Source organism: Paractinoplanes tereljensis (assembly GCF_016862435.1).
Classification (GTDB): domain Bacteria; phylum Actinomycetota; class Actinomycetes; order Mycobacteriales; family Micromonosporaceae; genus Actinoplanes; species Actinoplanes tereljensis.
The window spans coordinates 49242-72585 of record NZ_BOMY01000033.1 but is presented as its reverse complement, the minus strand read 5'-3'; the positions used below and the strand labels follow the sequence as shown (position 1 = coordinate 72585).

The following is a 23344-nucleotide window of genomic DNA, read 5'->3' as shown; positions in this document are numbered from 1 at the left end:
CATCCCGGTCGGGTGACCGCCTCAGATCAGGCCGATCTGCCGCGCCCGTACCACCGCCTCCCGCCGCCGGGCCGCACCGAGCTTGCGGTAGATCGCCCGCATGTGCGCCTTCACCGTGTTGATCGAGATGTTGAGGTTGCCGGCGATCTCGCCGGCGGTGAGCACGGTCGGCAGGTAGCGCAGCACGTCCCGTTCCCGCTCGCTGAGCACGTCGGCCGGCGGCTGGGCGGACCCGTCCGGGCCCAGCACCCCCTCGCCGGGCAGCTCGTGTTCGTCGAGCCAGCGCCGCCGGTCCAGCAGCGCGGCCATCCGGCGCTCGTCGAACCGGCGGAACGGCCGGCGGATGCCCTCCCGCTCGGCGGCCAGCACGGCGTGCGACAACGCGTCGATCGACCGGTTTCCGTGCCCCTCGGCGTCGGCCGAGAACGCGGTCGCGATCCAGGCCGTCGCCACCGCCACGTGGTTGGTGCCCTGCCGCACCCGGGCCAGCAGTCCCTCGGCCTCCTGGTGGTCGCTGACCGCGAGGTGGGCGCGGGCCAGGCAGACCTGCTCGGCCGGGGTGAGCGTGCCGCGCGCCGGCGCCGGACGGTACCGGGCGATGACCTCGCGCGGGCTGCCGAGGGCCAGGTCGGCCTCCGATTCGGTCAGGGCCACCCAGCGCTCGAGCAGCGGCGCGTTCAGGGTGGGTGGGGCCTCGGCGCGGGCCCGTCCCAGCAGCGCGCGGGCCGCGGCCGGCTCGCCCGACATGATCAGCAGGCCGGCCCGCACCACCGCGGAAACCACGGACAGCGTGGCGGACGGCTCCTCGCCGCCCGCGTGCAGGCCGTTGCGCAGCGCCTCCTGGGCCTCGGCGACCCGGGCGTACTCGAGCTCGATCAGGGCGAGAGTGAGATAGCCGAGGCCGGCCTGGGCGGATGTCTCGAAGCCGGTCCGACGGGCCAGGTCCAGGGCCGAGTTCACGAACTCGGTGGCCTCGCGCAACGAACCCTGCAGGTAGACGAGCAGGGCCAGATGGCTGAGGGCACTGATCTCGATGAGCGTGACGCCCACGCTGCGGGCGGCGGTGGCGGCGGCCCACAGGTAGCGGTCGGCGTGGTCGGGCTGGTCCATCCAGAGCAGGCCGGAGCCCTTCTCGTCGAGCGCGACGGCCCGGAACTGCAGCAGCGAGGGCAGTTCGTCGAGCCGGAACCCGGCGAGCCGGCGCAGCGTGTCGGTGGCGGCGTCGACCAGGCCGGGCATGTCGCCGGGCCGCCACAACCGCAGGCCGGCCTCCATCAGGCGCAACGTCATCCCGGTGGAGGGGCTCAACCCGGACGGCGAGCGGACCAGGGCCATCATCACGGCCGCGCCGCCGCGGTCGCCGCTGTCGTAGCGCACGGCCGCCGCGCAGAGGGCGAGTTCGGGGGTGTCCGCGTGGCGTTCGGCCGGCACCTGACGCAGCACCTCGACCAGGGGACCCCGTTCGCCGGAGAGGATGCCGATCATGGCGTGTTCGACGCAGATCCGGCCGAACAGCGGCCAGTCCCCGGCGGCCGCCGCATGCCGCAGGGCGTCCAGGATCAGCCGTTCCCGGGCGTACCACTGCGCGGCGAGCAGGTGCAGGGCCGGCTCGGTGCCGGGCCCGTCCAGGTCGAGCTGGTGGCGCAGGGCGTCGCGCAGCAGCGGGTGATAGCGGAACCAGCCGGGCCGGGCCGGATCGCGGGTCACGAACGCGTCCGCCCGCTCCAGGCGTTCGAGCAGGGTGCGTCCGGACAGGTCGCCGGTGAGCGCGTCGGCGAGCGGGCCGCAGACCGACTCCGGCACGCTGGTGCGCAGCAGGAACATCCGGGTCTTCACCGGCAGCATGGCCACCACCTCGCGCAGCAGGTAATCGGTGATCGCCCGGATCTCCCCGTTGACCGGTCCGCCATCCTCGGCCAGCACCCCGGCGAGCAGCTGTAGTCCGACCACCCAGCCCTCGCTGCGGTCGAGCAGCTCGGCCAGGTCCAACACCGGCAGCCGCTGGCGGTGCACGACCGGCAACTCGGCGGCCTCGGTGGCCCGGAACGCCAGATGCCGGGCCCGGATCTCGGTGAGGTCCCCGGCGGCCCGGAACCGGTGCAGCGGCAGGCTCGGCTCACCGCGGCTGATCACGACGACCCGCAGCGCGGGCGGCGGGTCGTGCAGCAGCACGGACAGCTCACCGACCACCCGCGGGTCGGTCAGTTCGTGGAAGTCGTCGAGGACCAGGACGACCGGCGCCGGCAACCCGGCCAGGCCGGACCGCAGGTGCGCCGCGTCGAAGCCGGCCTCGTCGACGCCGGCCATCCGCAACGCCATCATGACGTCCGACCAGAACGCCGGCGACTCGTTGTGCTGCGCGCTGAGGGTCAGCCAGGCCACCGGCCCGCTGGCCGCGCGCGCCTCGGCCCAGGACGCGACAAGGGTGCTCTTGCCCCAGCCCGGGCCGGCACACACCAGCGTCACCGCCCGGCGAACCCCGCAGTCGAGCATCTCCACCAGGCGGCGGCGCACGACCATGGGCTGGCGGACCGCCGGGCGGCCGAGCCGGCCCGGAGTGGTGATCCATCCGGTCTCTCTCACGCGACAACCACCCCCGCGGTCGTGGCCCGCCGGCGGCCAAGAGGAAACTCCGAGCGACGACGACCACTCTTACGGAAGGTCATTCCCGCCACCGATTCATCCCTGGTCCGCAGCAGGAATTCACAGCTCGGACATGACTGTACGTAATTGTCGTCCATTGTGTACTGCTTCTTCGCACAACAGCCCAACACAGGACTGATCGGGAACGCAACCGTGTGTCGTTTCATCGGCTCATCCCGCCGGTATGAAGCGACGACCTCCGAAGCGGGCGACCCTCACGTCGTGCCCACTTTCGAGGAGGAATCGTGACGAGGTCCACCGGTGCTCCACCACTGCCCGATCGCCGGCTTCGCCACCCGGTCGAGGTGCCGTTCTTCGCCTTCATGGTGGCGCTCAACGTGCTCATCATCCTGGTGATCCTGAACGCCGCGGCGACGTTGCCGTTCGTGCCGCAGGCGGTCCGCGAGTCGGGCTGGGGTGTCACGATCCGCTCGGCGTTCATCGGGTTGCTCCTGCTCATCCCGGCCCTGGTGATCGTGCGCGAGACGCAGCGGGCGTCGGTGCGCGGCTCCGCGGTCGAGCTGTCGCCGCGCCAGTTCCCGGAGATCTATGCCACCGCCGACGAATTCGCCCACGAACTGGGCCTGCGTCGCCGGCCGGTCATCTATCTGGGCAACGGCAACGGCGCGCTGAACGCGTTCGCGGCCCAGGCGACCGGGCACGACTACGTGGTGCTGTCCAACGAACTGTTCGCGAACCTGTACAACAACAATCGGGACGGGCTGCGGTTCATCCTCGGTCATGAACTCGGCCATATCCGGCTCCATCACGTCGCGCTGTGGTACCAGCTGGCGGTGGCGTACTCGGAGCGCATCCCGCTGCTCGGCCCGGCGCTTTCCCGGCTGCGTGAGTACTCGTGCGACCGGCACGGCGCCCACCTGTGCCCGACCGGCGTGAACGGGCTGATCGTGCTGACCGCCGGCCGGTACGTGGAGAACGACGTCAACGTGGACGAACTGCTCAGCCAGGGCCGGAAGCTGCACGGCTTCTGGACCGGGCTGGCCCAGCTGCCGATGTCGCATCCGTTCACCGTGCGCCGGCTCGAGCACCTGTTCCGGCTGGGCCTGCTGAAGAAGCACCAGGCCGCCCGGACCACCGCCTGACACGGGCAACGCCGGCCGCCGATGGTCTCCCTGCCATCGGCGGCCGGCGTCTCTCACCCCCGGAATCAAGATCCCAGAATCCTCGCCTTCTCCTGCTCGAACTCGGCCTCGCTGAGGACGCCCTGCGCCTTCAGCTCGCCGAGCTGCTGGAGTGCGGCGAGGCGCGACTGCGGGTCGTCCGCCGCCGGCGCCTCCTGCGGCTGCTCTTCCTCGGCCTGCTGGGACCAGCGGCCGTACTGCCGGCGAGACACCCGGTTGGACACGGCGGTGGCGGTGCCCGCGATGACCGCGGTGCGCGCCACTCCCCTGAGCAGTCCCATGGTCAGCTCCTCGCGTAGTCGGTCTCGGAGGCCTCCAGCGCGGCCAGCAGCGCCTGCACCGGGATGCGGCCGCCGGCGACGAGCTGGGCGCCGGCCTGTCGTAGTGTCACGGCCAGCGGTGCGGCCCAGGTGTTCTCGTAGACGATCAGAACCGCGGCGCTGCCCGCTTCCAGGGCGTTCGCCGCCTCGACCAGGTCGTCGTTGCCGAGCATCCCGGACGCGGCGCCCTGGAACAGGGCCAGGCCGTCGCCGATCTGCTCGCCGTCCAGCTCGGCGACCGTGCCGTCCGCGGCCTTGCGCAGGAACCGCAGGTCGAGGATCCGAATGAGGTGCCTCTCCACCAGGTCGACAAGCATCGGCAGGCCGGCACCGGTGCGGCTGCCCGGCGGGAACTCGATGCACAGGTAGTCGACCGGCCCCATCTCCGTCACTTCCACTGATTTCCCCTCTCACGTTCCGGCTCACGTTCCGGCGATGGCGTAGACCTCCTGGACTGCCGGTATGTGCAGCAGTGTCAGGAGGGTGCCGTCGATGGTGGCGACCTTGTCGGCAAGGTCTCTGACCCACAGGTGTTCGACGAGGACGGCGAGCGCGTCGGTCTGCTGGTCGACGAGCGCGCCGACCTCGTCGACGTCGGTCTCGGTGATCAGTCCGGTGGCCAGTCGAACGATGGCCACCGGGTCGACTGCCAGGCCGGGCAGCTCGGAGAGTTCCACCCCACAGGCCCCGCCAACGGCGTCGGTGCGGACGACGAGCACGTCGACCACCCGTACCCCGGGTGCGCTGTCGAGGCGTTCGAGCGTCGCGAGGACGCCGTCGTTGAGGCGGGATGCGGGAAAGCACAGAACGACGAGTTCCAGCGGACCCAATGCCATGTGGTCAGCATCCGCCGCCGTCACCCACCCCGTATCACCCGTGGCGAATGAGCGGGCAGCAGCGGTGCGGTTGTCAGACGGCGGTGACCGCCAGCAGGTGCCGGCCCCACGGGGGCAGGTCGACGTAGAGGCCGTCGCGGGCCAGCTCGCCGCCGTCGCGGTCGAAGACACCCCCGTCGAGCAGGTCGATCAGCCGCCAGGAGCGACCGTCGAGGGCCGGCCAGGGCAGGCTGACCCGGCACTGGCTGGGGTGGTCGGACAGGTTGATCACGGCCAGGTGGTGCGGCACGTCGTCGTGCCAGGTCCAGGCGAGCACGTCGTGGTGGGTCGGGTTGTCCGGCCAGCCCCGGGTCTCCAGCTGGGCCCAGTCGCCGCGCCGCAGGCCGGACACCACGGCCAGCAGGCGGTGGTGGAAGGCACGCAGGTCGGCGTCGACCGGCTCGTCGGGGAACCGGCCCAGGAAGACCGGCAACCGGGTCCGCCGGCCCTCGAACTCGCCGTCGTGCCAGAGCGTCGCCCCGGGCAGGGTGGCGATCGCGACCGCGGCGGCCCGGTCGCGCCCGGCCGGGAAGGCCTCGGCCGCCCGCGGCTCGTCGTGGTTCTCGATGAACCGGATGAGTTTGTCCTGGTAATCACGGCCGGCCGCGACGTGCTTGCGGACCGACTCGGCGTCCTCGTGGGCCAGCCGGTCGTAGAGCCGCTTGTCGTAGCAGTAGTCGAAGCCCTGCTGCTGCAGGGTCCACTCCATGTCCCAGTACGCCTCGGCGATCAGCACCACCCCGGGATGGGCCGGTCGCAACTCCCCGATCACCGACGGCCAGAACTCGGTGGCCGGGGCGGGACCGGCGTGCGCACCCCAGGTGCGGGCGAAGACGTCGGTGGTCAGCAGCATGGCCATGTCGCAGCGGATGCCGTCGCACTGGGTGGCGATCCCGGACAGGGCCCGGACCGCCGCCGCGCGCAGGCCCGGCGCGAACGCGTTCAGCTGGGCGACGTCCGGCCACGGCGGGAAGTACGGGTCCCGGCCGCGGGCGATGATCCGGCCACCGACCCGGAACCAGCCGTCCGGTTCGCGAGCCAGATCGGATTCGTCGCCGTTGACGAACCAATCCGGCTCCTCGGCCACCGCGGGGTGGTCGGGAGCAACATGGTTGGGCACGTAGTCGAGGAACAGCCGCAGGCCGCGGCGGGCCAGCTCGGCCCGGCAGGCGCCGAGCGCGGCCGGCCCACCGAAGTTCTCGTCCACCACATAGCGGCGCACGCAGTACGGGGATCCCACCAGGTCGGACGGCCGCAGGTCGGGCAGGGCCGCGCGGAAGGAACGCTGCAGGTCCTGGTTGGCGCGGGCCACGACCAGACCGGCCGGGCTGCGCTCCCAGACCCCCATCAGCCACACCGCGTCGGTGCCGGGCGGGATCGTCTCGTCCCACACCTCGGCCGGGATGTCGGCGAGGGTGATGTCGTGCCCGAACCGCAGGCGCATCCCGGTCAGCCACGGCCAGGCGTCGATCTCGTACACCACCGGGGCGGTCATTGCGGCTCCTCGTCGTCGATCGCCTGGAAGATCCCGGTCATCCCGTGCTCCAGCAGTTCCGGGCCGGTGACCCGGGCGAACAGCAGCGGGAAGACGGCGGCCAGCCCGGTCCAGCCGGTCTGGTGGGCGGCGCCGAGGCCGGCGCCGTTGTCGCCGTGGAAGTACTCGGAGAACAGAAGCAGATCACGCCAGTGCTCGCGGTCGAACACCTCCTGGCCGCCGAAGCAAGGGCGGCGGCCGTCCGCGGCGGGCAGGAACAGCCGGGTGAGCCGGTCGGAGAGTTCCTTCGCCACGTCGTACAGCGTCATCTTCACGCCGGAGCCGGTCGGGCACTCCACGGTGAACTCGTCGCCGTAGCCGACATAGAGATTGAGCAGGGCCCGGATCATCAGGGCGTTGACCGGGAACCAGACCGGGCCGCGCCAGTTGGAGTTGCCGCCGAACATGCCGCTGTCCGACTCGGCGGGCGTGTAGGCGACCCGGTACCGCGCGCCACCCGCGTCGAATTCGAACGGGTGCTCCTCGTGGTAGCGCGACAGCGAGCGGAGGCCGTACGGGCTGAGGAACTCGTTCTCGTCGAGCATGCGCTCCAGGATCCGGCGCAGCCGGGTCTCGTCGAACAACGCAAGCAGGTGGCTGCCGGGCCGCCCGGCAAAGCGGCCCGGCGGGAACGCGGCGGCGACACTCGGGTGCCGGCCGAGGAACCGGTTGGCCTCGTCGATGAGCTGCGGGAAGCGGGCGCTGACGGCCGAGTCGAAGACGGTCGCGGCGGCCAGCGGCAACAGACCAACCATGGACCGGACCTTCAGCCGTACGGCGGTGCCGTCCGGCAGGCGCAGCAGGTCGTAGAAGAAACCGTCCTCCTCGTCCCACATCGACGCGAGGGCAGGCGCGTTCACGGCCGCCGCGATCCAGGCGAAGTGCTCGACGTAGGACTGCGCCTGCTCGAGGTAGGCCGGGTCGTCCCGGGCCAGTTCCAGCGCGATCTGCAGCATGTTCTGGCAGTACAGGGCCATCCACGCGGTGCCGTCGGCCTGGTCGAGGTGACCGCCGGTGGGCAGCGGCGCGCTGCGGTCGAACACCCCGATGTTGTCCAGGCCCAGGAAGCCGCCCTGGAAGACGTTGCGGCCGTCGACGTCCTTGCGGTTGACCCACCACGTGAAGTTCTTGGCCAGCCGGTGGAAGGCGGTGGTCAGCCAGAGCCGGTCGCCGCCGTCGCCGCGCTGCGCCTTGTCCAGCTCGTAGACCAGATAGGTGGCCCAGGCGTGCACCGGCGGGTTGACGTCGCCGAAGTTCCATTCGTACGCCGGGATCTGGCCGTTGGGGTGCAGGTATCGACGGCTGAGCAGCAGGTCGAGCTGGCGTTTGGCGAAGTCGAGGTCGATCACGCTGAACGCGACAGTGTGGAAGGCGAGGTCCCAGGCGGCGAACCACGGGTACTCCCAGGCGTCCGGCATCGAGATGATGTCGTCGGCGAGCAGGTGGTTCCAGTCACCGTTGCGGATGTCGCCGGCGTCGAGCGGGTCCCGGCCGTGCTGGGTGAGCCAGCGTTCCACGTCGTAGCCGAAGTACTGCTTGCTCCACAGCATCCCGGCCAGGGCCTGGCGGGCGACCTGCCGTTCGCCGTCGGTGAGGTCGCCGCCCAGGCGGTCGGCGTAGAACTCGTCGGCTTCTTGCCGGCGCCGGGTGACGATCTGGTCGAAGCCGGGCGGGGACAGCCGTTCCCGGACCGCTTCGAGCGGAACCGGCTCGTCGGTGAGGCGTAGCCGCAGTACTGCCGACTCGCCGGCACCAATCTCGGCAGTCACGTGGAACGCGGCTTTGGTCCCGGCGGCCGAGGTGTGCACCGCGGTCGTCTCGCCCTCGACCACGAACCGCCCGATGCCGTCCTTCTGGCCGTCCTCGTTGTCGGTGAACAGCAGCGGGTGATCGCCCTCGCAGAGCAGCCACCGCCGGCCGAGCGCCGGATGCCGCGCCTCGAGCACGGCGGCGTCGCGCACCCCGGGCACCTCGAACAGGCTGGGCCGGCCCGCCCCCGAGCCGTTCCACGTGTTGCGGAACCACAGGGTCGGCAGCAGGTGGATGGTGGCGGCGGACGGACCGCGGTTGTGCACGGTGATCCGGCACAGGATGTCCTCCGGCGTCGCCTTCGCGTACTCCACCTCGACGTCGAAATAGCGGTCCTGGTCGAAAACGCCGGTGTCGAGCAGCTCGTATTCAAAGGCGTCGCGCCCGCGACTGCGGTTGGTGGCCACCAGGTCCTCGTACGGAAAAGGGCCTTGGGGGTATTTGTAAATCATCCGCATGTACGCGTGGGAGGGCAGGCCGTCGACGTAGAAGTAGTACTCCTTGACGTCCTCGCCGTGGTTGCCCTCGGCGTTGGTCACCCCGAAGAACCGTTCCTTGAGGATCGGGTCCTGCCCGTTCCACATCGCCAGGGCCAGGCAGAGCTGCTGGTGGTCGTCGCTGAAGCCGGCGATGCCGTCCTCACCCCACCGGTAGGCCCGGCTGCGGGCCGCGTCATGGCTCAGGTAGCCCCAGGCGTCACCGCCCGGACTGTAGTCCTCGCGAACCGAACCCCACTGCCGTTCGCTGAGGTAGGGGCCCCATCGCCGCCAGGGGAACACGTCGGCGAGGCGCTGCTGCTCGACGTTCGTCATGCCCTCATCGTCGGCCCGGGCCGGGTGGCCTGCGTCATTCGAGACGGATGAACGACGCAGGCCGCGGATAGGTCAGACAGTGGCGGCCGCGTCCGAGCCGTGCAGCGCCTCCTGCAACTCGGCCTCGTCCTCCTTGGACAGCGACGACTTGAGTACCGTGCCGCCGTACTTCTTCAGTGCGTCGATCGCCTTGTCCGGGGTGGACTTCTCGACGATCAGGAACAGCGCCGACGTGCCCGGCTGCAGCAGGTCGCGCACCTGATCCTGGAACTGCTTGTTGATCGAGCCCTTGGTCAGCTTGCCCATCAGGGCGCCGAGCCCGGCGCCGACTGCCATGCCGATCACCGGGATGAAGAAGAGCAGCCCGAACAGCAGCCCCCAGAACATCCCCCACGTGGCACCGCCGCCGACGGCGTGGTGGTTCGTGGTCACGTGGTACTTGCCCTCACGATCGCGGATGATCACCGCGATCGCGTCCGGCTGCAGGATCAGGTCCTTGGACAGCCGGTCGGCCTCCAGCGACGCGGCCGTCGCCGTGGTCTCGTCGGGATACCCGATGGCGACCAGTGTTGCCATGATTCACGCCCTTTCTCGGTATGTCGCGATGCCAGCCCAGTCAGCCACACCGCGGCGGCGCCTTCCTCATACCGGGGGAATGAACCGATGCCCTTCATTCGTGCCGGATGACGCCCCCGGGACCCCGCCCGGCGAGCCTGGGAAAGCCGAGTTCAGGGGGCATTGATGACGTACACGGAAGCGCCCGTCGAGATCGAGCGCCTGCGCGCCGAGCTCGCCACCCTCCAGGGTCGTCTCGACGATCGGCGGCGCCGGGAGTTCGCTCTGCTCTCCCTGCGCCGGGTCGCCGCGGCCGTCTTCATCACCATCACCGCGTTCGCGCTTGTCGCGAGCGTCGTCGGGCTGTGGGCCGCGACCACCGTCCTGAGCACCGGCCGCTGGGTGTCCACGGTCGCGCCGCTGCCGAAGGACCCGCAGGTGGCGACCGCGGTCGCGGAGTACACGACCACCCAGGTGTTCGAGGTGCTCGACGTGCAGCGGCGGATCACCGAGGTGCTGCCGCAGCAGGCTGCGTTCGTGGCCGGCCCGATCACCGGGCAGCTGCGGCAGGCGGTCGACCGGACCGTGACGAACGTGCTGCAGAGCGACGGGTTCCAGGGCATTTGGATCGAGCTGAACCGGCGCGCCCACCAGCGGGTGCTGGCCATCGTGGAGGACCGCAGCGAGGTGATCGGCGCGACCGCCGACCATGTCGACATCGACCTGTTGCCGCTGATCAACCAGGTGCTGCGGAACCTGAGCGCCCAGTTGCCCACGCTGTTCGGCAAGCAGATCACCCTGCCCGACCTGAGCAGCGGCGAGATACCGGACAACCTGCGGGCCCGGGTGCAGGACGCGCTCGGCGTCCCGCTGCCGGCGAACTTCGCCCAGTTCACCATCTACGACGCCGGCCGGCTGGCGGCGGTGCAGGAGAGCGTCGCGACCGCGAAGCGGTCCCTCGCCATCTTCGTGACCCTCACGGTCGTCCTTCTCGCGCTCGCGCTGATCATCTCGACCGGCCGCCGCCGGACGATCCTCCAGCTCGGGCTGGGCCTGGTGGTCGCGGCGGTCGCGGTGCGCGCGGTGCTTCGGGGGGTACGGGCGGACGTGCTGGCCGGGGTGCCCGAGGGCGTCTACCGCGACGGCGTGGCCGCGGCCATGACCAGCGTGTTCGGCCTGCTCCGGCTGCGCGGTCAGCAGCTGCTGTGGATCGGCGCGGTGCTGGCCGTGGTGGCGTACCTCGCCGGTCCCGGCCGGGGCGCGGTGTGGCTGCGCTCTCAGGTGCGGCGCGGCGCTCTCCATATCGGCCGGCCCTCGCCCCGCTGGATCGCGGCCCACCTCGACGTGCTGCGGGTGGGCGGGCTGGTGCTGGCTGCGATCGTGGCGCTGCTGTTGTCGTCGTGGACGTCGCTGTTCGTCGTGGTGGTTCTGCTCGCGGTGTACGAGGTGGGCGTGACCCTGCTGGCACGCGACCGTTCACTCCCCTCGCATGACGCGCCGGACGCCCCGGCCGCGGCAGGGTGACGTCATGCGGGAGCGATACGAGATCCGGATCCGCGGCCTGATCGGCCCACTGCTGCGGCGTGTCTTCGGCGATCTGCGGGTCGAGACGCTGCCGGCCCAGAGCACCATCCGGGGCCGGATGTCGCCCGCGGAACTCGACCACCTTCTGCTCCGGCTGCAGGAATCGGGGGTGGAGCTGGTCTTCCTGGAAGGGAAGGGATCATGACCGCGACCAACTACCAGGTGAGGGTGTCCGGCACCATTCCCTCCGAACTCCTGGACGAGCTCGTCGACATGACCGTCTCGGTGGAGCCACCCGAGACGGTGCTGTACGGCGAGTTACCCGACCAGTCGGCGCTGTTCGGGCTGATCTCCCGGATGCACGGCATGGGATTGCGGCTGATCGAGATCCGCCGGCTTCCCTGAGATGCGGGTGTCGCCGTGGTCCCCGGACAGCTACGGGCCGGCCATCCTGCTGATCGCCGCCACCTACGTGATCGGGACGACCGCCGCCGACCGCTGGTCGGTCTCGCTGCTGCTGTTCGCGCAGATCGGCACGGTCTTCTACGCGCTGCGCGTCTCCCGGGCCCGCCCCGCCGTCCGGCTCGGCGCCGCCCTGGTCTTCCTGCTCGCCGTGCTGGCCGCGGTGTGGAACCTGTTCGCGCACGGCCGCACCCTGGTCGGCATCACCTTCCTGGCCGGCACGCTGCTCTACCTGCTCGCCCCGCTGTCCATCCTCGGTGATCTGGGCCGGCGCCTCGACGTCGACCGGGAGCTGCTGATGGGGGCGCTGTCCACCTATCTGATGCTGGGCATGGCGTTCGCGTTCGCGTACAAGTGCGTCGCCGCCTTCCAGGCCGGCCCGTTCTTCGGCGACCACGGCGACGGAACACTCGCCGACGCCCTCTTCTACAGCTTCGTCACGCTCACCACCACCGGGTACGGCGACCTCGTCCCGGCCGGTCAGCCCGGCCGCACCTTCGCCGTCCTCGAGGCCCTGCTCGGCCAGCTGTTCCTGGTCACCGCGGTGGCGAAGGTGGTCAATGTGTGGAGCCCGCGCGGCTGGCGCAACTTTCATTCGCCGGGGATGGCCCCGGCCGACCCGGCACCGACGAGCGTGGTGCCGACCGACCGCTCTAGTGAGGAGTAGGCATGTCCGAGACACGGCAGAGGCCACCGGCCTCCGATTCACCCTATGTTCCGGCGCGGCAGCCACAGCCGACCGCCTGGGCCGGCCTGGTCGTCTTCGGCGGCGTCATGCTGATGATGCTCGGCGGATTCCAGGCGATCGAGGGACTCGTGGGCATCTTCCGCGACGACTACTACCTGGTCGCACCCAGCGGCCTGCTGCTCACCATGGACTTCACCGCCTGGGGCTGGACCCACCTGGTCCTCGGCCTGATCGCGGTGGGCACCGGCATCGGGGTGCTGCTCGGGCAGACCTGGGCCCGGGTCACCGGCATCATCATCGCGGTGTTCAGCGCCCTGGCCAACCTGGCGTTCCTGCCCGCCTACCCGATCTGGGCCACCATCGTCATCGCCCTCGACGTCCTGGTCATCTACGCCCTCGCCGTGCACGGCCGTGAGGTCAGGTACTGAGCCGCCACCGGCCGGCCTGCCGCGCGGGGTCATCGTCCTGCTCGGCACGGCCTGCCTGGTGGTCGTCGTCGGCGGGATGCGAGTCACGGCCGACCTGCTCGGTCCGGTCTTCCTCGCCCTCATGCTCACCGTGACGATCAGCCCGATCGCGGTCTGGATGCGCAGCCGCGGCGTCCCGCTGTGGCTCGCCATGATCGCCAACGTGACCGCCGTCTACCTGCTGCTGGTGTCGCTGGGCACGGCCATGGCGCTGTCGCTGGCTCGGCTGATCGACCTGATGCCGCAGTACCAGGAGCAGTTCACCGACCTGCGCGACCAGCTCACCCGCACGCTGGCGGCGGCCGGCGTCGACCAGGGCCAGGTGCTGGCCGCCCTGCACGAGGCCACCGATCCCGGCTCGGTCGCGCACGTCGTCGAGTTCGTCTTCGGCGGGGTCGCGGCGGCCCTGTCCAACACCGTGTTCCTGCTGGCCGTCCTGCTGTTCATGTGCATCGACGCGGTGGATTTCCCGGCCCGGATGCGGGCCAGCGCGGCCGAGCGGCCGGAGGTGATCGGCGCGCTGCGCTCGTTCGCCTCCGGCACCCGCCGCTACCTGTGGGTGACCACGGTGTTCGGCCTGATCGTGGCGGTGGCCGACACCTTCCTGCTGTGGGCTCTGGGCATCCCGCTGCCACTGTTGTGGGGGCTGTTGTCGTTCATCACCAACTACATCCCGAACATCGGCTTCATCATCGGGGTGATCCCACCGGCGTTGCTGGGGCTGCTGCAGGACGGTGTCGCCGGGATGCTCTGGGTGGTCGCGCTGTACTGCGCGGTCAACTTCGTGATCCAGTCGGTGATTCAGCCCAAGGTGGTGGGCGACGCGGTCGGGTTGTCGGCCAGCGTGTCGTTCCTGTCGCTGGTCTTCTGGGGCTGGGTTCTCGGCCCGCTCGGCGCGCTGCTCGCGATCCCGCTGAGCCTGCTGGCCAAGGGCCTGCTTGTCGACATCGACCCGGCGACCCGGTGGATCAACCCCTTGCTGTCCGGTACGGACAACGCGGAACCGCCGGACCGCCGGGACGAGCGGGTCACGGTGCCGACAGCTGCCGCGAAGCCTCATTGATCTTGCCGGCCGCCGAGACGATCCGGGCCGTGCCGACGAGCGGAGCGAGCTCGATGAGCACGGCCTCGATCGCCTCGGCCTTCATCCCGGCCTCGTCGGCCACCCCGAGGTGGACGAGATAGGACGCGGGCGCCGCGTCCAGCGCGATCAGCGCGGCGATCCGGACCAGCAGCGCGGTCTGCGGTTCGATCCCGGCACCCTGCAGGGCGCCCTGGGACTGCCGGGCCAGCGCCTCGAGCACCGGTCCCCCACCCTCGGCCAGTTCACGTAGGGCATTGTCAAAGATGGCGTCATCCATGGCCGTAGCCAACGCGCCGGCGATCGCCGGGACCTCATCCCGCGCGGATGGTACGCAACACCTGTCCCCCGTACCCATATTTTTCCGATTTATCCCTCTGATGCCGTTCCGACCGTAACGTTGATCGCGTTCGGCGGCGTGCCGATCGGAACGGCCATGGGGGGATTCAGCATGCCTAAGGGGCTCCGGGAGGGCGATTCGCCGATCACCGTGCAGCGCAACGCGTTCGAGGCCCTTCTCGGCGACCGCAGCCTCACCATCAAGACTGTCATCGCGGCGGCCTGTGTGGCGGTGGTGGCGCTGCTCGTGGCGATCCTGTCGATCAACCGGATGTCGCACCTCAACAGCGACCTGCGGGACATGAAGACGAACCACGTGGACACCCTCCAGGAGGTCGCCAACATGCGCGGCCAGGTGGGCTTCATCTTCCGCGGCATGCTCATCTACTACATCGGGAACACCAGCACCGGCGCCGCGGCGACGGCGTCGCACAAGCAGGGCCGCGAGGTTGCCGCCGCCGCCGACACCGCCCTCGACGAGGCCATCACCAAGTACAACTCCCTCACCCAGGGGTCCACCGACCGGCAGGCGAGCCTGACCAAGTTCAGCGACGCGCTGCACTACTACCAGGCACTGCGCAACGCCATCATCTTCGGCGAGCCGCTCGCGGCCGGGTACACGATGCCGGCCACCGATCAGATCCTGAGCGAGTTCAACAAGGCCGAGACCGGGATGAGCGAGGGGGTGGCCGAGATGCAGCAGGTCGAGGACACCGAGTCGGACGCGATGGCCACCCGCGGCACCGCGTCCTACAACAAGGCCAAGATGGTCACGCTGATCGCGCTGATCGTCGGCTTCGTCCTCGCCGCCGGGATCTGCGTCCTGGTCATCCGCCTGATCCGCAACCAGCTCACCACGGTCTCCACCGCCCTCGACGCGGTCGCCGCCGGCGACCTCACGGTGGCCGCCGAGGTCCGCTCCCGGGACGAGCTCGGCGCGATGGCCGGCGCGGTCAACCGGGCCCGGGAGGGCCTGCGCACCTCGGTGCTGGCGCTGACCCGCGGCGCCGAGACCCTCGGGGCCGGCACCCAGCGCCTGACCAGCGTCACCGCCCGGCTCTCCGACCAGGCCCGGCAGGCCTCCGACCAGGCCGGGGTGGTCGCCGGCAGCGCCGGTGACGTCTCCGCCAGCGTGCAGTCGGTGGCGGCCGGCAGCGACCAGATGGGCGCGTCGATCCGGGAGATCGCCGAGAACGCCAACAACGCCGCCCAGGTCGCGTCGAGCGCGGTCGGCGTCGCGCAGAGCACCAACGACACCGTCGCCAAGCTCGGCACCTCGTCCGAGGAGATCGGCAACGTGGTCAAGGTGATCACCCAGATCGCCGAGCAGACCAACCTGCTCGCCCTGAACGCCACCATCGAGGCGGCCCGCGCGGGCGAGGCCGGCAAGGGCTTCGCCGTGGTCGCCACCGAGGTCAAGGACCTCGCCCAGGAGACCGCCAAGGCCACCGAGGACATCTCCCGGCGGGTCGAGGCCATCCAGGCCGACACCAGCAACGCCGTCGAGGCGATCGCCGAGATCTCCCGGATCATCTCGGAGATCAACGACTACCAGGTCACCATCGCGTCCGCGGTCGAGGAACAGACCGCCACCACCAACGAGATGAGCCGCAGCATCGGCGATGCCGCCACCGGCAGCTCGGCGATCGCCGGCAACATCAACTCGGTGGCCGCGGCCGTGCAGGCACAGACCGGCGCCCTGCAGGAGGCCGACCAGTCGGTGACCGAGCTGAGCCAGGTCGCCGACGAACTCCGGGGTGTCGTCGCCCGGTTCCGCGTCTAGTTGTTGGAGTTCCGATGCGCCTGTTCGGCAACATCAAGATCGGGGCGCGGCTGGCCGGCGCGTTCACCGGCGTCTGCGTCTGCATGGTGATCGCGCTCGGGGTCGGCGTCTGGGGGCAGAACGAGGCCAAGGCCGCCACCGACAAGCTCGCCGCCGCGGCCGAGCTGCGAGCCAACGCGCTCACCGCGAAGTTCCGCACCGCCGACTTCAACGGCTGGCAGAACGGGTACGCCTTCGACATCCAGCGCGGCGTCAGCGACGCCGCCGCCGACACCGCCGACTCCCGGAAGGCCTTTCTGGCCTCCACCGCGGCGTTCAAGGCCGACCTCGCCACCCTGCAGGACGCGGACCTGACCACTGACGAGCAGACCGCCCTCACCGCCGCGTCCGACGCGTTCGACAAGTACATGGCAGTCGACGACCAGGTCATCGCCGCCTTCCGGCTCGGCACGAAAGCCGGCCTGGCCACCGCCGGCGGCCTGGTCAGCGGCAGCTCCAACGACTACATGAGCGAGATCTCCGGCGACATCGACAAGCTCGCCGACATCACTGCCGCCGCGGCCGCCACCGCCCAGGCCGACGCCGCCTCGACCGCCTCGACCTCGCGCACCCTGATGATGATCGCCGGCGCCGTCAGCCTCGCCCTCGCCGCCGCGCTCGCCGCGCTGGTCACCCGCAGCATCACCGGGCCGCTCGGGCTGACCGTGGCCACCCTGCGCGCGGTCGCCGCCAAGAACCTCACCGTGCAGGCGCCGTCCGAGGGCCGGGACGAGCTCGGCACCATGGGCCGGGCGGTCAACAGCACCCTCGAGGTGCTGGTCACCGCGTTCGGCCGGATCGGCGACCACAGCCGTACGCTGGCCGGCGCCTCGCACGAGCTCACGGTGGCCTCCGGCCGGATCGCGGACGCCGCCGGCAATGCCTCCGGCCAGTCCGAACGGGTCTCCACCGCGGCCGAGGAGGTCTCCGCCAGCGTGCAGACCGTGGCGGCCGGCACCGAGCAGATGAACGCCGCGATCCGCGAGATCGCGGACAGCGCGAGCCTGGCCGCCAGCGTCGCCGCCACCGGGGTGGACAGTGCCCGCGAGGCCGGCGAGACGATCGGCCAGCTCGGCCGGTCCAGCGCCGAGATCGGCGAGGTCATCAAGCTGATCACCTCGATCGCCGAGCAGACCAACCTGCTCGCCCTGAACGCCACCATCGAGGCCGCCCGGGCCGGCGAGCAGGGCAAGGGCTTCGCCGTGGTCGCCTCCGAGGTCAAGGATCTGGCCCAGGAGACGGCCAAGGCCACCGAGGACATCGCCGCCCGGGTGCAGGCGATCCAGCACGACACCACCGCCGCGATCGGCGCGATCGACCGGATCACCGAGATCATCGGCCAGGTCAACGAGCACTCCACGACGATCGCCGCGGCCGTGGAAGAGCAGACCGCGACGACCGCCGAGATGGGCCGCAACATCGTGGAGGCGGCCACCGGCTCCAACGAGATCGCCGAGGGCATCCACGGGGTGGCGAGCTCCGCGCAGATCACCAGGGCCGGCGTGGGCGAGGCCCAGGAGACCGCCGAGAACCTCGAGGTGATGTCCCGCGAACTGCAGGAGATCGTCGACCAGTTCCAGATGGCTCGCTAGCTACGCCGCCCTTCCAGAACCAGGGCAGTGAGCAGCAGAGCGGCGCCGGCGATGCCCGCCGGGCCGAGCCGATCGCCCAGGATCAGCACCGACAGGGCGGTGCCCACCAGCGGTTCCAGCAGGGCCATCAGCGCGGCGGTGCCGGCCCGCGCGGTGCGCAGGCCACGGAAGTACGCGGCGTACGCGATCGCGGTCGGCCCGACCCCCAGCAGCAGCAACAGGCCCAGGGCGACCTGGTCCGGGGTGAACCCCAGGCCGCCGTTGGCGGCGGCGAACGGCACCAGCACCACGGCGCCGAGGGTGAAGGCGAAACCGGTCGACGCCATCTCGTCGAGACCCGGCACCGGCCGGCTGCCGATCACCGTCATGGCGGCGAAGCCGCCCGCCGCCAGCAGGGCAAACCCGGCGCCGGACAGCAGGGTGGTCAGGTCCTGCCCATTTGACGGTACGCCGATCAGAAGCGTCAACCCGACGACGGCAAGACCGGCCGTACCGAGCGCACTCCGGTCGATTTTCCGGCGGCCGGTCAGGCTCTCCGCCGCCAGCACCAGCACCGGCGAGGCCCCGATGGTGATCAGCGTGGCGAGGCTTACCGACACCTTCGACACCGCCGCGAAATAGCAGGCCTGGAACTCGGCCGCGAGCAGGCCGAGCACCACGATCCGGGTCCAGGCCGCCCGCCCCCGCGGCCGATTCCTGACGAAGAGGACGAGGACGAGGCCGCCGACCGCGAGCCGGTACGCGGCGATGGCCGGCGAGTCGAGCCCGGTGTGCCGGGCGAGGAGGCTGCCGGTGAGCCCGCCGGTGCCCCACAGGCAACCGGCCAGGACGAGGAGCCAGGTTTTCCGGCCCTCGAGAGTTCGCGTTTGTGTGATCACGTGCTGGTGCTCCTGCTTCTGCGATGGAGTGGTCAGATCGCGGAAGCGGGCCGGGGTGATTTTGTTACGCGTCAGCGCGCGCCGAGGTCTCAGCCGGTCGGCGCGGTGGTCCCCGTCCCGCTCAGGAGAGCGGCGGGGAGATGCTGTAACGGCGCATGCGGCGATCGTACTAGCCTCACCGTTATGAGTGACGAGGAGGCCGGGCGGCGGCGCGCCCGGGGCGAGCTCGAGTCCGAGGTGATGGCGGCCCTCTGGGCGGCCGACGAGCCGCTCACCCCCACCGCGGTGCAGACCGCGCTGGGCGGGAGCCTGGCCTACAACACCGTGCAGACCATCCTGATCCGGCTGCTGGAGAAAGACCTGGTCCGCCGGGGCCCGGCCGACCGCGGCCGGGGCCACGCGTATTGGCCGGCCCAGGACGCGGCCACCCTGACCGCCACCCGGATGCGGGCCGCGCTCGACGAGCGCCCCGACCGCCAGGCCGTCCTGCAGCAGTTCGCGGCCGGCCTCGAAGCCGGCGACGTGGAAACCCTGCGGGCCCTGCTGGCCGAGCGCGACTCATGACCGTCACCGTCTACCTGCCGCTGCTCCTGCCGGTCCTGGTCGCCCTGGCGGCCCGGCACCTGGCCGACCGCGCCCGCCCCCGGGCCGCCGTCCTGGGCCTGGTCACCGCCTCGGTGCTGACCGCCGCCGCGTCGCTGTGGTCGCTGCTGCTGCTGGTCCTGACGCTCTTCGACGACCTCCCCGCGATGGAGGCCCTGAACAGCCGCTCCGGCATGCACCTGCCCGAGCCGGTCCCCGACTGGGTGGCGGTGACCGCCACCGTGGTGCTGGCCGCCTGCCTGATCAACCTGGCCCGCGACGTACACCTGCGGCACGGCACGGCCCGCCGGCTGCGCACGGCCGGCCCCACCGCCGACGGCGTGATGGTGGCCGACTGGTCCGAGCCGCTCGCCGTCGCGGTGCCCGGCCGCCCCGGCCAGGTGCTGCTGACCACCGGCATGCTGCGGGTGCTGGACGCCGACGAGCGCCGCGCGGTCCTCGCCCACGAGCGGGCCCACCTGGCCCACCACCACCACCTGGCGGTCCTGCTGGCGGCCGCGGCCGCCTCGGTCAACCCACTGCTGCGCCCAGCCCGGGACGCGGTGATATACCAGGTGGAACGCTGGGCCGACGAGGAGGCCGCGGCCGGCCTCGGCAACCGTGACCTGGTCGCCCGCGCGGTCGCCCGGGCCGCCCTGGCCACCGCCGACTACCGCACCCCGACGCCCGCGCTGGGCGTGCACGGCGGCGTCATCGTCCGCCGGGTGAAGGCCCTGCACCGCCCGGCCCCGGCCGGTGCCGGCTGGCTGCTGGCCCTGCCGGCCGCCGCGGTGATCGCCTGCATCGCCCTGGAGGCGATCGCCACCCTCGACTTCTTCCAGCTCTTGGACGCCTGGCTGATCGGCTGATCCACACCCCACCGTCATCCGCCGGGAGTGATGACCGGCCCGGCGGTGGTCGCCCAAACTTCGGCGAGAGGGCGAGCCGCGCCCTCGCACGGCGTGCAGCCGGAGGAGTGGGACATGGGACTGTTCGCGCACGGTCGGCCGATCGCGGTGGGGTTTGCGCTGGCCGGCCTTCTTTTCGGCACCGTCGCCTGCGACGACGGCGGCGGCCTCGCCCTCCCGTCGACCCTGCCGTCGATCGAGCGAACCGCCGACCGCACCACAGCGGATGCTCCGACCAGCTCGACCCCGCGCGCTTCGCGCAGCACCGAGGCGGCGACGACCACCGCGGCCGCCGACAAGCCCACCACCCCCGCGGCCAAGGACGAGCCCACCACCAAGACGGCCACGACCGAACCCGCCGTGAAGGCGACCACCGGCGAACCCGTCAAGACGACCGAGGCGACCGTCGCGCCGGCCGAGCCCATCGCCCCCACGACCACCGCCCCCGCACCGACGTCGGCGAATCCCTCGGAGGTGGCGGCCACCAGCTCCAACAGTGGGCTGGGTGGGCTCGGCTGGCTGCTGCTGCTCCTGGTGGTCGGGCTGGCGGCGCTGGTCGGGGTGGTGCTGGTCAACCGCTCTCGCCGTACCGCGGAATGGGAATCGGAGGCCGTAACGCTCGCGGCCGGAACCCGCACGGTGACCGCGACCCGGCTCCCGCCGGTCCTGGCCGCCCGTGGCGCCGAGCAGTGGGCGGTCCTGTGGGTGCCGGTGCGCGCCGACCTGACCGAGCTCGCCGCCCGATGGGCACTGCTGGCCGGCGGGACCGGCGACGAATACCGCCGGATGTCCGCCGGGCAGATCAGCACCATGCTTCAGGACCTGGTGGCGGCGGTCGACGCCGAGAACCAGGCCCTCGGCACCGGCCAGGACCCGCGCCCATGGCGCTACCGGATCGAACAGATCGACGGCGCCCTCGACGCGGCCCTGGCCGCCTTCGTGGCCCAGCCCAACCCAGACCCCGGACCCGACCCCTACCCGGCCTGACTCGCCCGGTTCCCCGCCGGACCGGAACCGACCCCACCCCGGCCCGGCTCGCGGGTCTTCCCGCCAGGCCGGAGCCAGCCCCTACCCGACCTGACTCGCGCGGCCTCCCACCGGACCGGAGTCCGCCTGGCGCTCCAGCCACACGATTTCCGGCCATCCGGCCTGCTCGCCCGGCTCCCGGCGCAGCTCGGTGAATCCCCGGCCCGCGTAAAACCGGGCCGCCCGGGCATTCCCGTCCACGTACTCGAGCCGCACCGCCCGGCCCGGCGCGCGCGACAACAGGCACGCCATCAGCGCCGACCCGGCGCCGGTGCCCTGCGTCTCGGGAAGCACGTAGAGCTTCCAAATGATCGGCACGTCCCCGCGCAGGTCGATGTTCCCCACCCCGGCGAGCACTCCGTCGTCCTCGGCGACCAGCACCGTAGTGTCCCGCAGGCTGCGCGCGACAGCGGCCGCGGACCACCAGGTGTCGAGCCCGTTGCGCACATAGTCATGGCCGGCGAACGCATAGGTCGCCGGCCATGTCCGATGCCCGATATCCACGATCGCCTCGACGTCGCCGTCCCCGGCGTCCCTGATCCGCATCCGCCGATTCTGCCCGCCCGCCCCGGCCCTATGGCCCCCCGCCCGGCCCGCCGCGGCGCGGACCAGCCCGGCCCAGCGCGGCTGAGCGCGGGGCGGGGCGGCGGGGCCCAGCGCGGGGCGGCGGGGCCCAGCGCGGGCGGCAGGAAGCAGCGCGAGGTCAGGGGGTGAAGGCGGCGTCCTGCGGCGCCGGGGCCGGCGATTCCTCGGCGGCGCTCTCCTCGAATCGGTGCCCGAAGTAGCGCTCCGCGGCGAGAGCGGCCAAGGCCCCGCCGAGCGTGGCCACCAGCGCGGTCACCGCGATCGCGCGCCGGCTCCGCCGCCGCGCCCGCTGCCCGAGCATCACCTGGTAGGCCAGCCCCATCCGGTCCCCGTAGACCGGCGCCAGCCGCGCGAACCGCCCACCCGTCACCCGGGCCGCCGCCCAGGCGTCGCTCATCGCGTCCCGCAGTTCGTACTCACGTCGTCCCATGGTTCATCCCTTCATCGCGGCCGGGGATCTTCGACGGCCGTAAGTGGGCAGCACAGTCCCGGGTCACGTATTCACGGTCGCGCCGACCCGCCTGCCTCGCCTCACCCCCGCCGGATGAACGAGATGCTCAGCGGTCGAGTCCGGTGAGGCGGGTGAGGACGGCGAAGCCGTCGTCGGTTCCGGGCCAGTGCCGCCGGACGGCGTCGAGGCCGGCCCGGCGCACGGTGAAGCGCAGCACGACGGTCACGATGATCGCGTCGTCGGCGTAGCCGAGGACGGGGATGAAGTCGGGGATCAGGTCGAACGGAACCGCCAGGTAGGCCAGGAGCAGACCGAGGCGGATTCGGACGCCACGAGGCAGCGTCGGATCGGCGGCGAGGCGGCGCAGCAGCCGCAGCAGGTCGGGCAGCAACCGCAGCGCCGCGGCGAGTTGCACCTTGCCCGGTTTCGCGGCCAGCAGCGCGATCAGCAGAACGATCCAGATCAGCAGCACCGCCGCCCCGACGCTGATCAGGGCTTGCCACCACCAGGTCATGATTGCCCGCCGGTCAGCTCAGGGCCTGGACCGCCTGCAGGATGGTGGCCGGGTCGGGGTGCGGGGCGCCGTCGGCGCGGACGTCGGCGAAGCGGACCGTCCCGGCCCGGTCGGCGATCACCACGGCCGGGAACGGCAGCACCGAGCGGCGGGCACCGAGCACGACCTCGGCGCCGGGCTCGTGGAAGCCGAGGTTGAAGGCGTCGATCAGGCTGTGCCGGACGTCGGCCGCGACGAAGTAGGTGAGTTCGTGCCGGCGCTTGATCTCGGCCAGCCGCGCCGGGATCTGCGGGCTCACCGCGACCAGGTGGGCGTCGGTGCCGGCCAGCGCGGGAACCAACTCGTGCTGGTAGGCGGCGAGCGCGGTGTTGCCCGGCTCGGACGACGCGTGCTGGAAGAAGACCAGCACGATCGGGCCGGTGAGGCGCAGCCGGTCGAGGTGGATGGGGCCGAGGTCGGCCTCCAGCAGCACCTGCGACGGCAGCCGGTGACCGGGTTTGACCATGCGGTGCCAGATGGCGTCGCGGTCGAACTGGCGGCGCAGTGCCTCGTCGTCGGCGGGCCGACGGGCCGACGGCACATGCCGGTGCACGGCCGTACTCATCAATGCCCTCCCCGTTTCTTCAAATGCCCATCTTACCTATAGGAAAGCTGAGCATAGCGCAGCTATGCAAAGCACCTTTTCCACAGTGCTCGTTCGAGTTGCCCGGCGCCAAATCAAGCCGGAGAGACGCG

The 23344-nt window shown here is 71.4% G+C and carries 25 protein-coding genes; 12 read left to right on the top strand and 13 right to left on the bottom strand.

From position 1 onward, the window contains the following. Nucleotides 1–21 precede the first annotated feature (21 nt). Nucleotides 22–2583: a winged helix-turn-helix domain-containing protein gene (locus Ate02nite_RS23130; protein WP_239147618.1), complete on the bottom strand. Its 2562-nt coding sequence runs from the start codon at nt 2581–2583 to the stop codon at nt 22–24. A 305-nt stretch (nt 2584–2888) separates the two neighbouring features. Here Ate02nite_RS23130 and Ate02nite_RS23125 point away from each other — a divergent pair, with 305 nt between their 5' ends. Further along, nucleotides 2889–3746, top strand: a complete 858-nt coding sequence (locus tag Ate02nite_RS23125) for a M48 family metallopeptidase (protein WP_239147617.1) — start codon at nt 2889–2891, stop codon at nt 3744–3746. A gap of 65 nt (nt 3747–3811) precedes the next feature. Here the strand turns inward: Ate02nite_RS23125 and Ate02nite_RS23120 are convergent, their stop codons facing one another. The 6 genes from Ate02nite_RS23120 to Ate02nite_RS23095 form a co-directional block, all read right to left on the bottom strand. Beyond that, the gene (locus Ate02nite_RS23120) at nt 3812–4066 is read right to left on the bottom strand and encodes an SHOCT domain-containing protein (protein ID WP_203808941.1); all 255 of its coding nucleotides are present in this window, start codon (nt 4064–4066) and stop codon (nt 3812–3814) included. A 2-nt stretch (nt 4067–4068) separates the two neighbouring features. Then, nucleotides 4069–4503 (bottom strand): DUF6325 family protein, encoded by a 435-nt coding sequence (locus tag Ate02nite_RS23115; RefSeq protein WP_239147616.1) that lies wholly within the window; start codon nt 4501–4503, stop codon nt 4069–4071. Between the two features lie 24 nt (nt 4504–4527). Continuing rightward, complete coding sequence (locus Ate02nite_RS23110) at nt 4528–4941, bottom strand: DUF6325 family protein (protein ID WP_203808939.1); 414 nt, start codon at nt 4939–4941, stop codon at nt 4528–4530. Between the two features lie 73 nt (nt 4942–5014). Then, the gene (locus Ate02nite_RS23105) at nt 5015–6475 is read right to left on the bottom strand and encodes an alpha-amylase family protein (protein WP_203808937.1); all 1461 of its coding nucleotides are present in this window, start codon (nt 6473–6475) and stop codon (nt 5015–5017) included. After that, on the bottom strand, nt 6472–9135 hold the full coding sequence (locus Ate02nite_RS23100) for an MGH1-like glycoside hydrolase domain-containing protein (RefSeq protein WP_203808935.1): 2664 nt from the start codon (nt 9133–9135) through the stop codon (nt 6472–6474). Before Ate02nite_RS23100 ends, Ate02nite_RS23105 begins: the two co-directional genes overlap by 4 nt. A gap of 72 nt (nt 9136–9207) precedes the next feature. After that, the gene (locus Ate02nite_RS23095) at nt 9208–9711 is read right to left on the bottom strand and encodes a DUF1269 domain-containing protein (RefSeq protein WP_203808933.1); all 504 of its coding nucleotides are present in this window, start codon (nt 9709–9711) and stop codon (nt 9208–9210) included. 165 nt (nt 9712–9876) lie between these two features. Between Ate02nite_RS23095 and Ate02nite_RS23090 the strand changes: the two genes are divergently transcribed. From Ate02nite_RS23090 to Ate02nite_RS23065, 6 genes are read left to right on the top strand one after another with little or no spacing between them, the layout of a single operon-like run. Next, nucleotides 9877–11214 carry a hypothetical protein gene (locus Ate02nite_RS23090; RefSeq protein ID WP_203808931.1) on the top strand — a complete coding sequence of 446 codons (1338 nt, stop codon included), beginning with the start codon at nt 9877–9879 and terminating at the stop codon, nt 11212–11214. A gap of 4 nt (nt 11215–11218) precedes the next feature. Then, complete coding sequence (locus tag Ate02nite_RS23085) at nt 11219–11419, top strand: DUF8691 family protein (RefSeq protein ID WP_203808929.1); 201 nt, start codon at nt 11219–11221, stop codon at nt 11417–11419. Continuing rightward, entirely contained in the window at nt 11416–11619 is a 204-nt protein-coding gene (locus Ate02nite_RS23080; RefSeq protein ID WP_203808927.1) for a DUF8691 family protein, read from the top strand. Before Ate02nite_RS23085 ends, Ate02nite_RS23080 begins: the two co-directional genes overlap by 4 nt. 1 nt (nt 11620) lies before the next feature. After that, nucleotides 11621–12343: a potassium channel family protein gene (locus Ate02nite_RS23075; protein ID WP_203808925.1), complete on the top strand. Its 723-nt coding sequence runs from the start codon at nt 11621–11623 to the stop codon at nt 12341–12343. A 2-nt stretch (nt 12344–12345) separates the two neighbouring features. Continuing rightward, nucleotides 12346–12792, top strand: a complete 447-nt coding sequence (locus tag Ate02nite_RS23070; RefSeq protein ID WP_203808923.1) for a DUF7144 family membrane protein — start codon at nt 12346–12348, stop codon at nt 12790–12792. Further along, the gene (locus Ate02nite_RS23065; protein ID WP_239147615.1) at nt 12776–13894 is read left to right on the top strand and encodes an AI-2E family transporter; all 1119 of its coding nucleotides are present in this window, start codon (nt 12776–12778) and stop codon (nt 13892–13894) included. Before Ate02nite_RS23070 ends, Ate02nite_RS23065 begins: the two co-directional genes overlap by 17 nt. Here the strand turns inward: Ate02nite_RS23065 and Ate02nite_RS23060 are convergent. Beyond that, nucleotides 13860–14192 (bottom strand): carboxymuconolactone decarboxylase family protein, encoded by a 333-nt coding sequence (locus tag Ate02nite_RS23060; protein ID WP_203808921.1) that lies wholly within the window; start codon nt 14190–14192, stop codon nt 13860–13862. The genes Ate02nite_RS23065 and Ate02nite_RS23060 overlap by 35 nt on opposite strands. A 171-nt stretch (nt 14193–14363) precedes the next feature. Here Ate02nite_RS23060 and Ate02nite_RS23055 point away from each other — a divergent pair, with 171 nt between their 5' ends. Both Ate02nite_RS23055 and Ate02nite_RS23050 read left to right on the top strand, forming a co-directional pair. Next, nucleotides 14364–16034, top strand: a complete 1671-nt coding sequence (locus Ate02nite_RS23055; RefSeq protein WP_203808919.1) for a methyl-accepting chemotaxis protein — start codon at nt 14364–14366, stop codon at nt 16032–16034. A gap of 14 nt (nt 16035–16048) precedes the next feature. Next, nucleotides 16049–17665 carry a methyl-accepting chemotaxis protein gene (locus Ate02nite_RS23050; RefSeq protein WP_203808917.1) on the top strand — a complete coding sequence of 539 codons (1617 nt, stop codon included), beginning with the start codon at nt 16049–16051 and terminating at the stop codon, nt 17663–17665. Here the strand turns inward: Ate02nite_RS23050 and Ate02nite_RS23045 are convergent. Beyond that, a complete protein-coding gene (locus Ate02nite_RS23045; RefSeq protein WP_203808915.1) occupies nt 17662–18543 on the bottom strand; it encodes a DMT family transporter in 882 nt (293 codons plus the stop codon). The two genes, Ate02nite_RS23050 and Ate02nite_RS23045, sit on opposite strands and share 4 nt — an antisense overlap. A 183-nt stretch (nt 18544–18726) precedes the next feature. On the opposite strand from Ate02nite_RS23045, the gene Ate02nite_RS23040 reads away from it, so the two are divergent. From Ate02nite_RS23040 to Ate02nite_RS23030, 3 genes are all read left to right on the top strand, one after another. Next, entirely contained in the window at nt 18727–19107 is a 381-nt protein-coding gene (locus Ate02nite_RS23040; RefSeq protein ID WP_203808913.1) for a BlaI/MecI/CopY family transcriptional regulator, read from the top strand. Then, complete coding sequence (locus Ate02nite_RS23035; RefSeq protein ID WP_203808911.1) at nt 19104–19994, top strand: M48 family metalloprotease; 891 nt, start codon at nt 19104–19106, stop codon at nt 19992–19994. The genes Ate02nite_RS23040 and Ate02nite_RS23035 overlap by 4 nt, the downstream gene beginning before the upstream one ends. A gap of 114 nt (nt 19995–20108) precedes the next feature. Beyond that, nucleotides 20109–21020, top strand: a complete 912-nt coding sequence (locus tag Ate02nite_RS23030; protein WP_203808909.1) for a hypothetical protein — start codon at nt 20109–20111, stop codon at nt 21018–21020. Between the two features lie 81 nt (nt 21021–21101). On the opposite strand, the gene Ate02nite_RS23025 is transcribed toward Ate02nite_RS23030, so the two are convergent. The 4 genes from Ate02nite_RS23025 to Ate02nite_RS23010 form a co-directional block, all read right to left on the bottom strand. Beyond that, nucleotides 21102–21605 carry a GNAT family N-acetyltransferase gene (locus tag Ate02nite_RS23025; protein ID WP_203808907.1) on the bottom strand — a complete coding sequence of 168 codons (504 nt, stop codon included), beginning with the start codon at nt 21603–21605 and terminating at the stop codon, nt 21102–21104. Between the two features lie 157 nt (nt 21606–21762). Beyond that, on the bottom strand, nt 21763–22074 hold the full coding sequence (locus tag Ate02nite_RS23020) for a hypothetical protein (RefSeq protein WP_203808905.1): 312 nt from the start codon (nt 22072–22074) through the stop codon (nt 21763–21765). A gap of 127 nt (nt 22075–22201) precedes the next feature. Further along, nucleotides 22202–22609, bottom strand: a complete 408-nt coding sequence (locus Ate02nite_RS49490) for a YkvA family protein (RefSeq protein WP_203808903.1) — start codon at nt 22607–22609, stop codon at nt 22202–22204. Nucleotides 22610–22622: 13 nt separating this feature from the next. After that, a complete protein-coding gene (locus tag Ate02nite_RS23010; protein ID WP_203808901.1) occupies nt 22623–23213 on the bottom strand; it encodes a redoxin domain-containing protein in 591 nt (196 codons plus the stop codon). Nucleotides 23214–23344 lie beyond the last annotated feature (131 nt).

What these genes read in the sequence shown, in the direction of transcription:
- Ate02nite_RS23120 (WP_203808941.1), bottom strand. Translation starts at nt 4,066, where the DNA reads ATGGGACTGCTCAGGGGAGTGGCGCGCACCGCGGTCATCGCGGGCACC.
- Ate02nite_RS23110 (WP_203808939.1), bottom strand. Translation starts at nt 4,941, where the DNA reads ATGGCATTGGGTCCGCTGGAACTCGTCGTTCTGTGCTTTCCCGCATCC.
- Ate02nite_RS23105 (WP_203808937.1), bottom strand. Translation starts at nt 6,475, where the DNA reads ATGACCGCCCCGGTGGTGTACGAGATCGACGCCTGGCCGTGGCTGACC.
- Ate02nite_RS23100 (WP_203808935.1), bottom strand. Translation starts at nt 9,135, where the DNA reads ATGACGAACGTCGAGCAGCAGCGCCTCGCCGACGTGTTCCCCTGGCGG.
- Ate02nite_RS23095 (WP_203808933.1), bottom strand. Translation starts at nt 9,711, where the DNA reads ATGGCAACACTGGTCGCCATCGGGTATCCCGACGAGACCACGGCGACG.
- Ate02nite_RS23090 (WP_203808931.1), top strand. Translation starts at nt 9,877, where the DNA reads ATGACGTACACGGAAGCGCCCGTCGAGATCGAGCGCCTGCGCGCCGAG.
- Ate02nite_RS23085 (WP_203808929.1), top strand. Translation starts at nt 11,219, where the DNA reads ATGCGGGAGCGATACGAGATCCGGATCCGCGGCCTGATCGGCCCACTG.
- Ate02nite_RS23080 (WP_203808927.1), top strand. Translation starts at nt 11,416, where the DNA reads ATGACCGCGACCAACTACCAGGTGAGGGTGTCCGGCACCATTCCCTCC.
- Ate02nite_RS23075 (WP_203808925.1), top strand. Translation starts at nt 11,621, where the DNA reads ATGCGGGTGTCGCCGTGGTCCCCGGACAGCTACGGGCCGGCCATCCTG.
- Ate02nite_RS23070 (WP_203808923.1), top strand. Translation starts at nt 12,346, where the DNA reads ATGTCCGAGACACGGCAGAGGCCACCGGCCTCCGATTCACCCTATGTT.
- Ate02nite_RS23060 (WP_203808921.1), bottom strand. Translation starts at nt 14,192, where the DNA reads ATGGATGACGCCATCTTTGACAATGCCCTACGTGAACTGGCCGAGGGT.
- Ate02nite_RS23055 (WP_203808919.1), top strand. Translation starts at nt 14,364, where the DNA reads ATGCCTAAGGGGCTCCGGGAGGGCGATTCGCCGATCACCGTGCAGCGC.
- Ate02nite_RS23050 (WP_203808917.1), top strand. Translation starts at nt 16,049, where the DNA reads ATGCGCCTGTTCGGCAACATCAAGATCGGGGCGCGGCTGGCCGGCGCG.
- Ate02nite_RS23040 (WP_203808913.1), top strand. Translation starts at nt 18,727, where the DNA reads ATGAGTGACGAGGAGGCCGGGCGGCGGCGCGCCCGGGGCGAGCTCGAG.
- Ate02nite_RS23035 (WP_203808911.1), top strand. Translation starts at nt 19,104, where the DNA reads ATGACCGTCACCGTCTACCTGCCGCTGCTCCTGCCGGTCCTGGTCGCC.
- Ate02nite_RS23030 (WP_203808909.1), top strand. Translation starts at nt 20,109, where the DNA reads ATGGGACTGTTCGCGCACGGTCGGCCGATCGCGGTGGGGTTTGCGCTG.
- Ate02nite_RS23025 (WP_203808907.1), bottom strand. Translation starts at nt 21,605, where the DNA reads ATGCGGATCAGGGACGCCGGGGACGGCGACGTCGAGGCGATCGTGGAT.
- Ate02nite_RS23020 (WP_203808905.1), bottom strand. Translation starts at nt 22,074, where the DNA reads ATGGGACGACGTGAGTACGAACTGCGGGACGCGATGAGCGACGCCTGG.
- Ate02nite_RS49490 (WP_203808903.1), bottom strand. Translation starts at nt 22,609, where the DNA reads ATGACCTGGTGGTGGCAAGCCCTGATCAGCGTCGGGGCGGCGGTGCTG.
- Ate02nite_RS23010 (WP_203808901.1), bottom strand. Translation starts at nt 23,213, where the DNA reads ATGAGTACGGCCGTGCACCGGCATGTGCCGTCGGCCCGTCGGCCCGCC.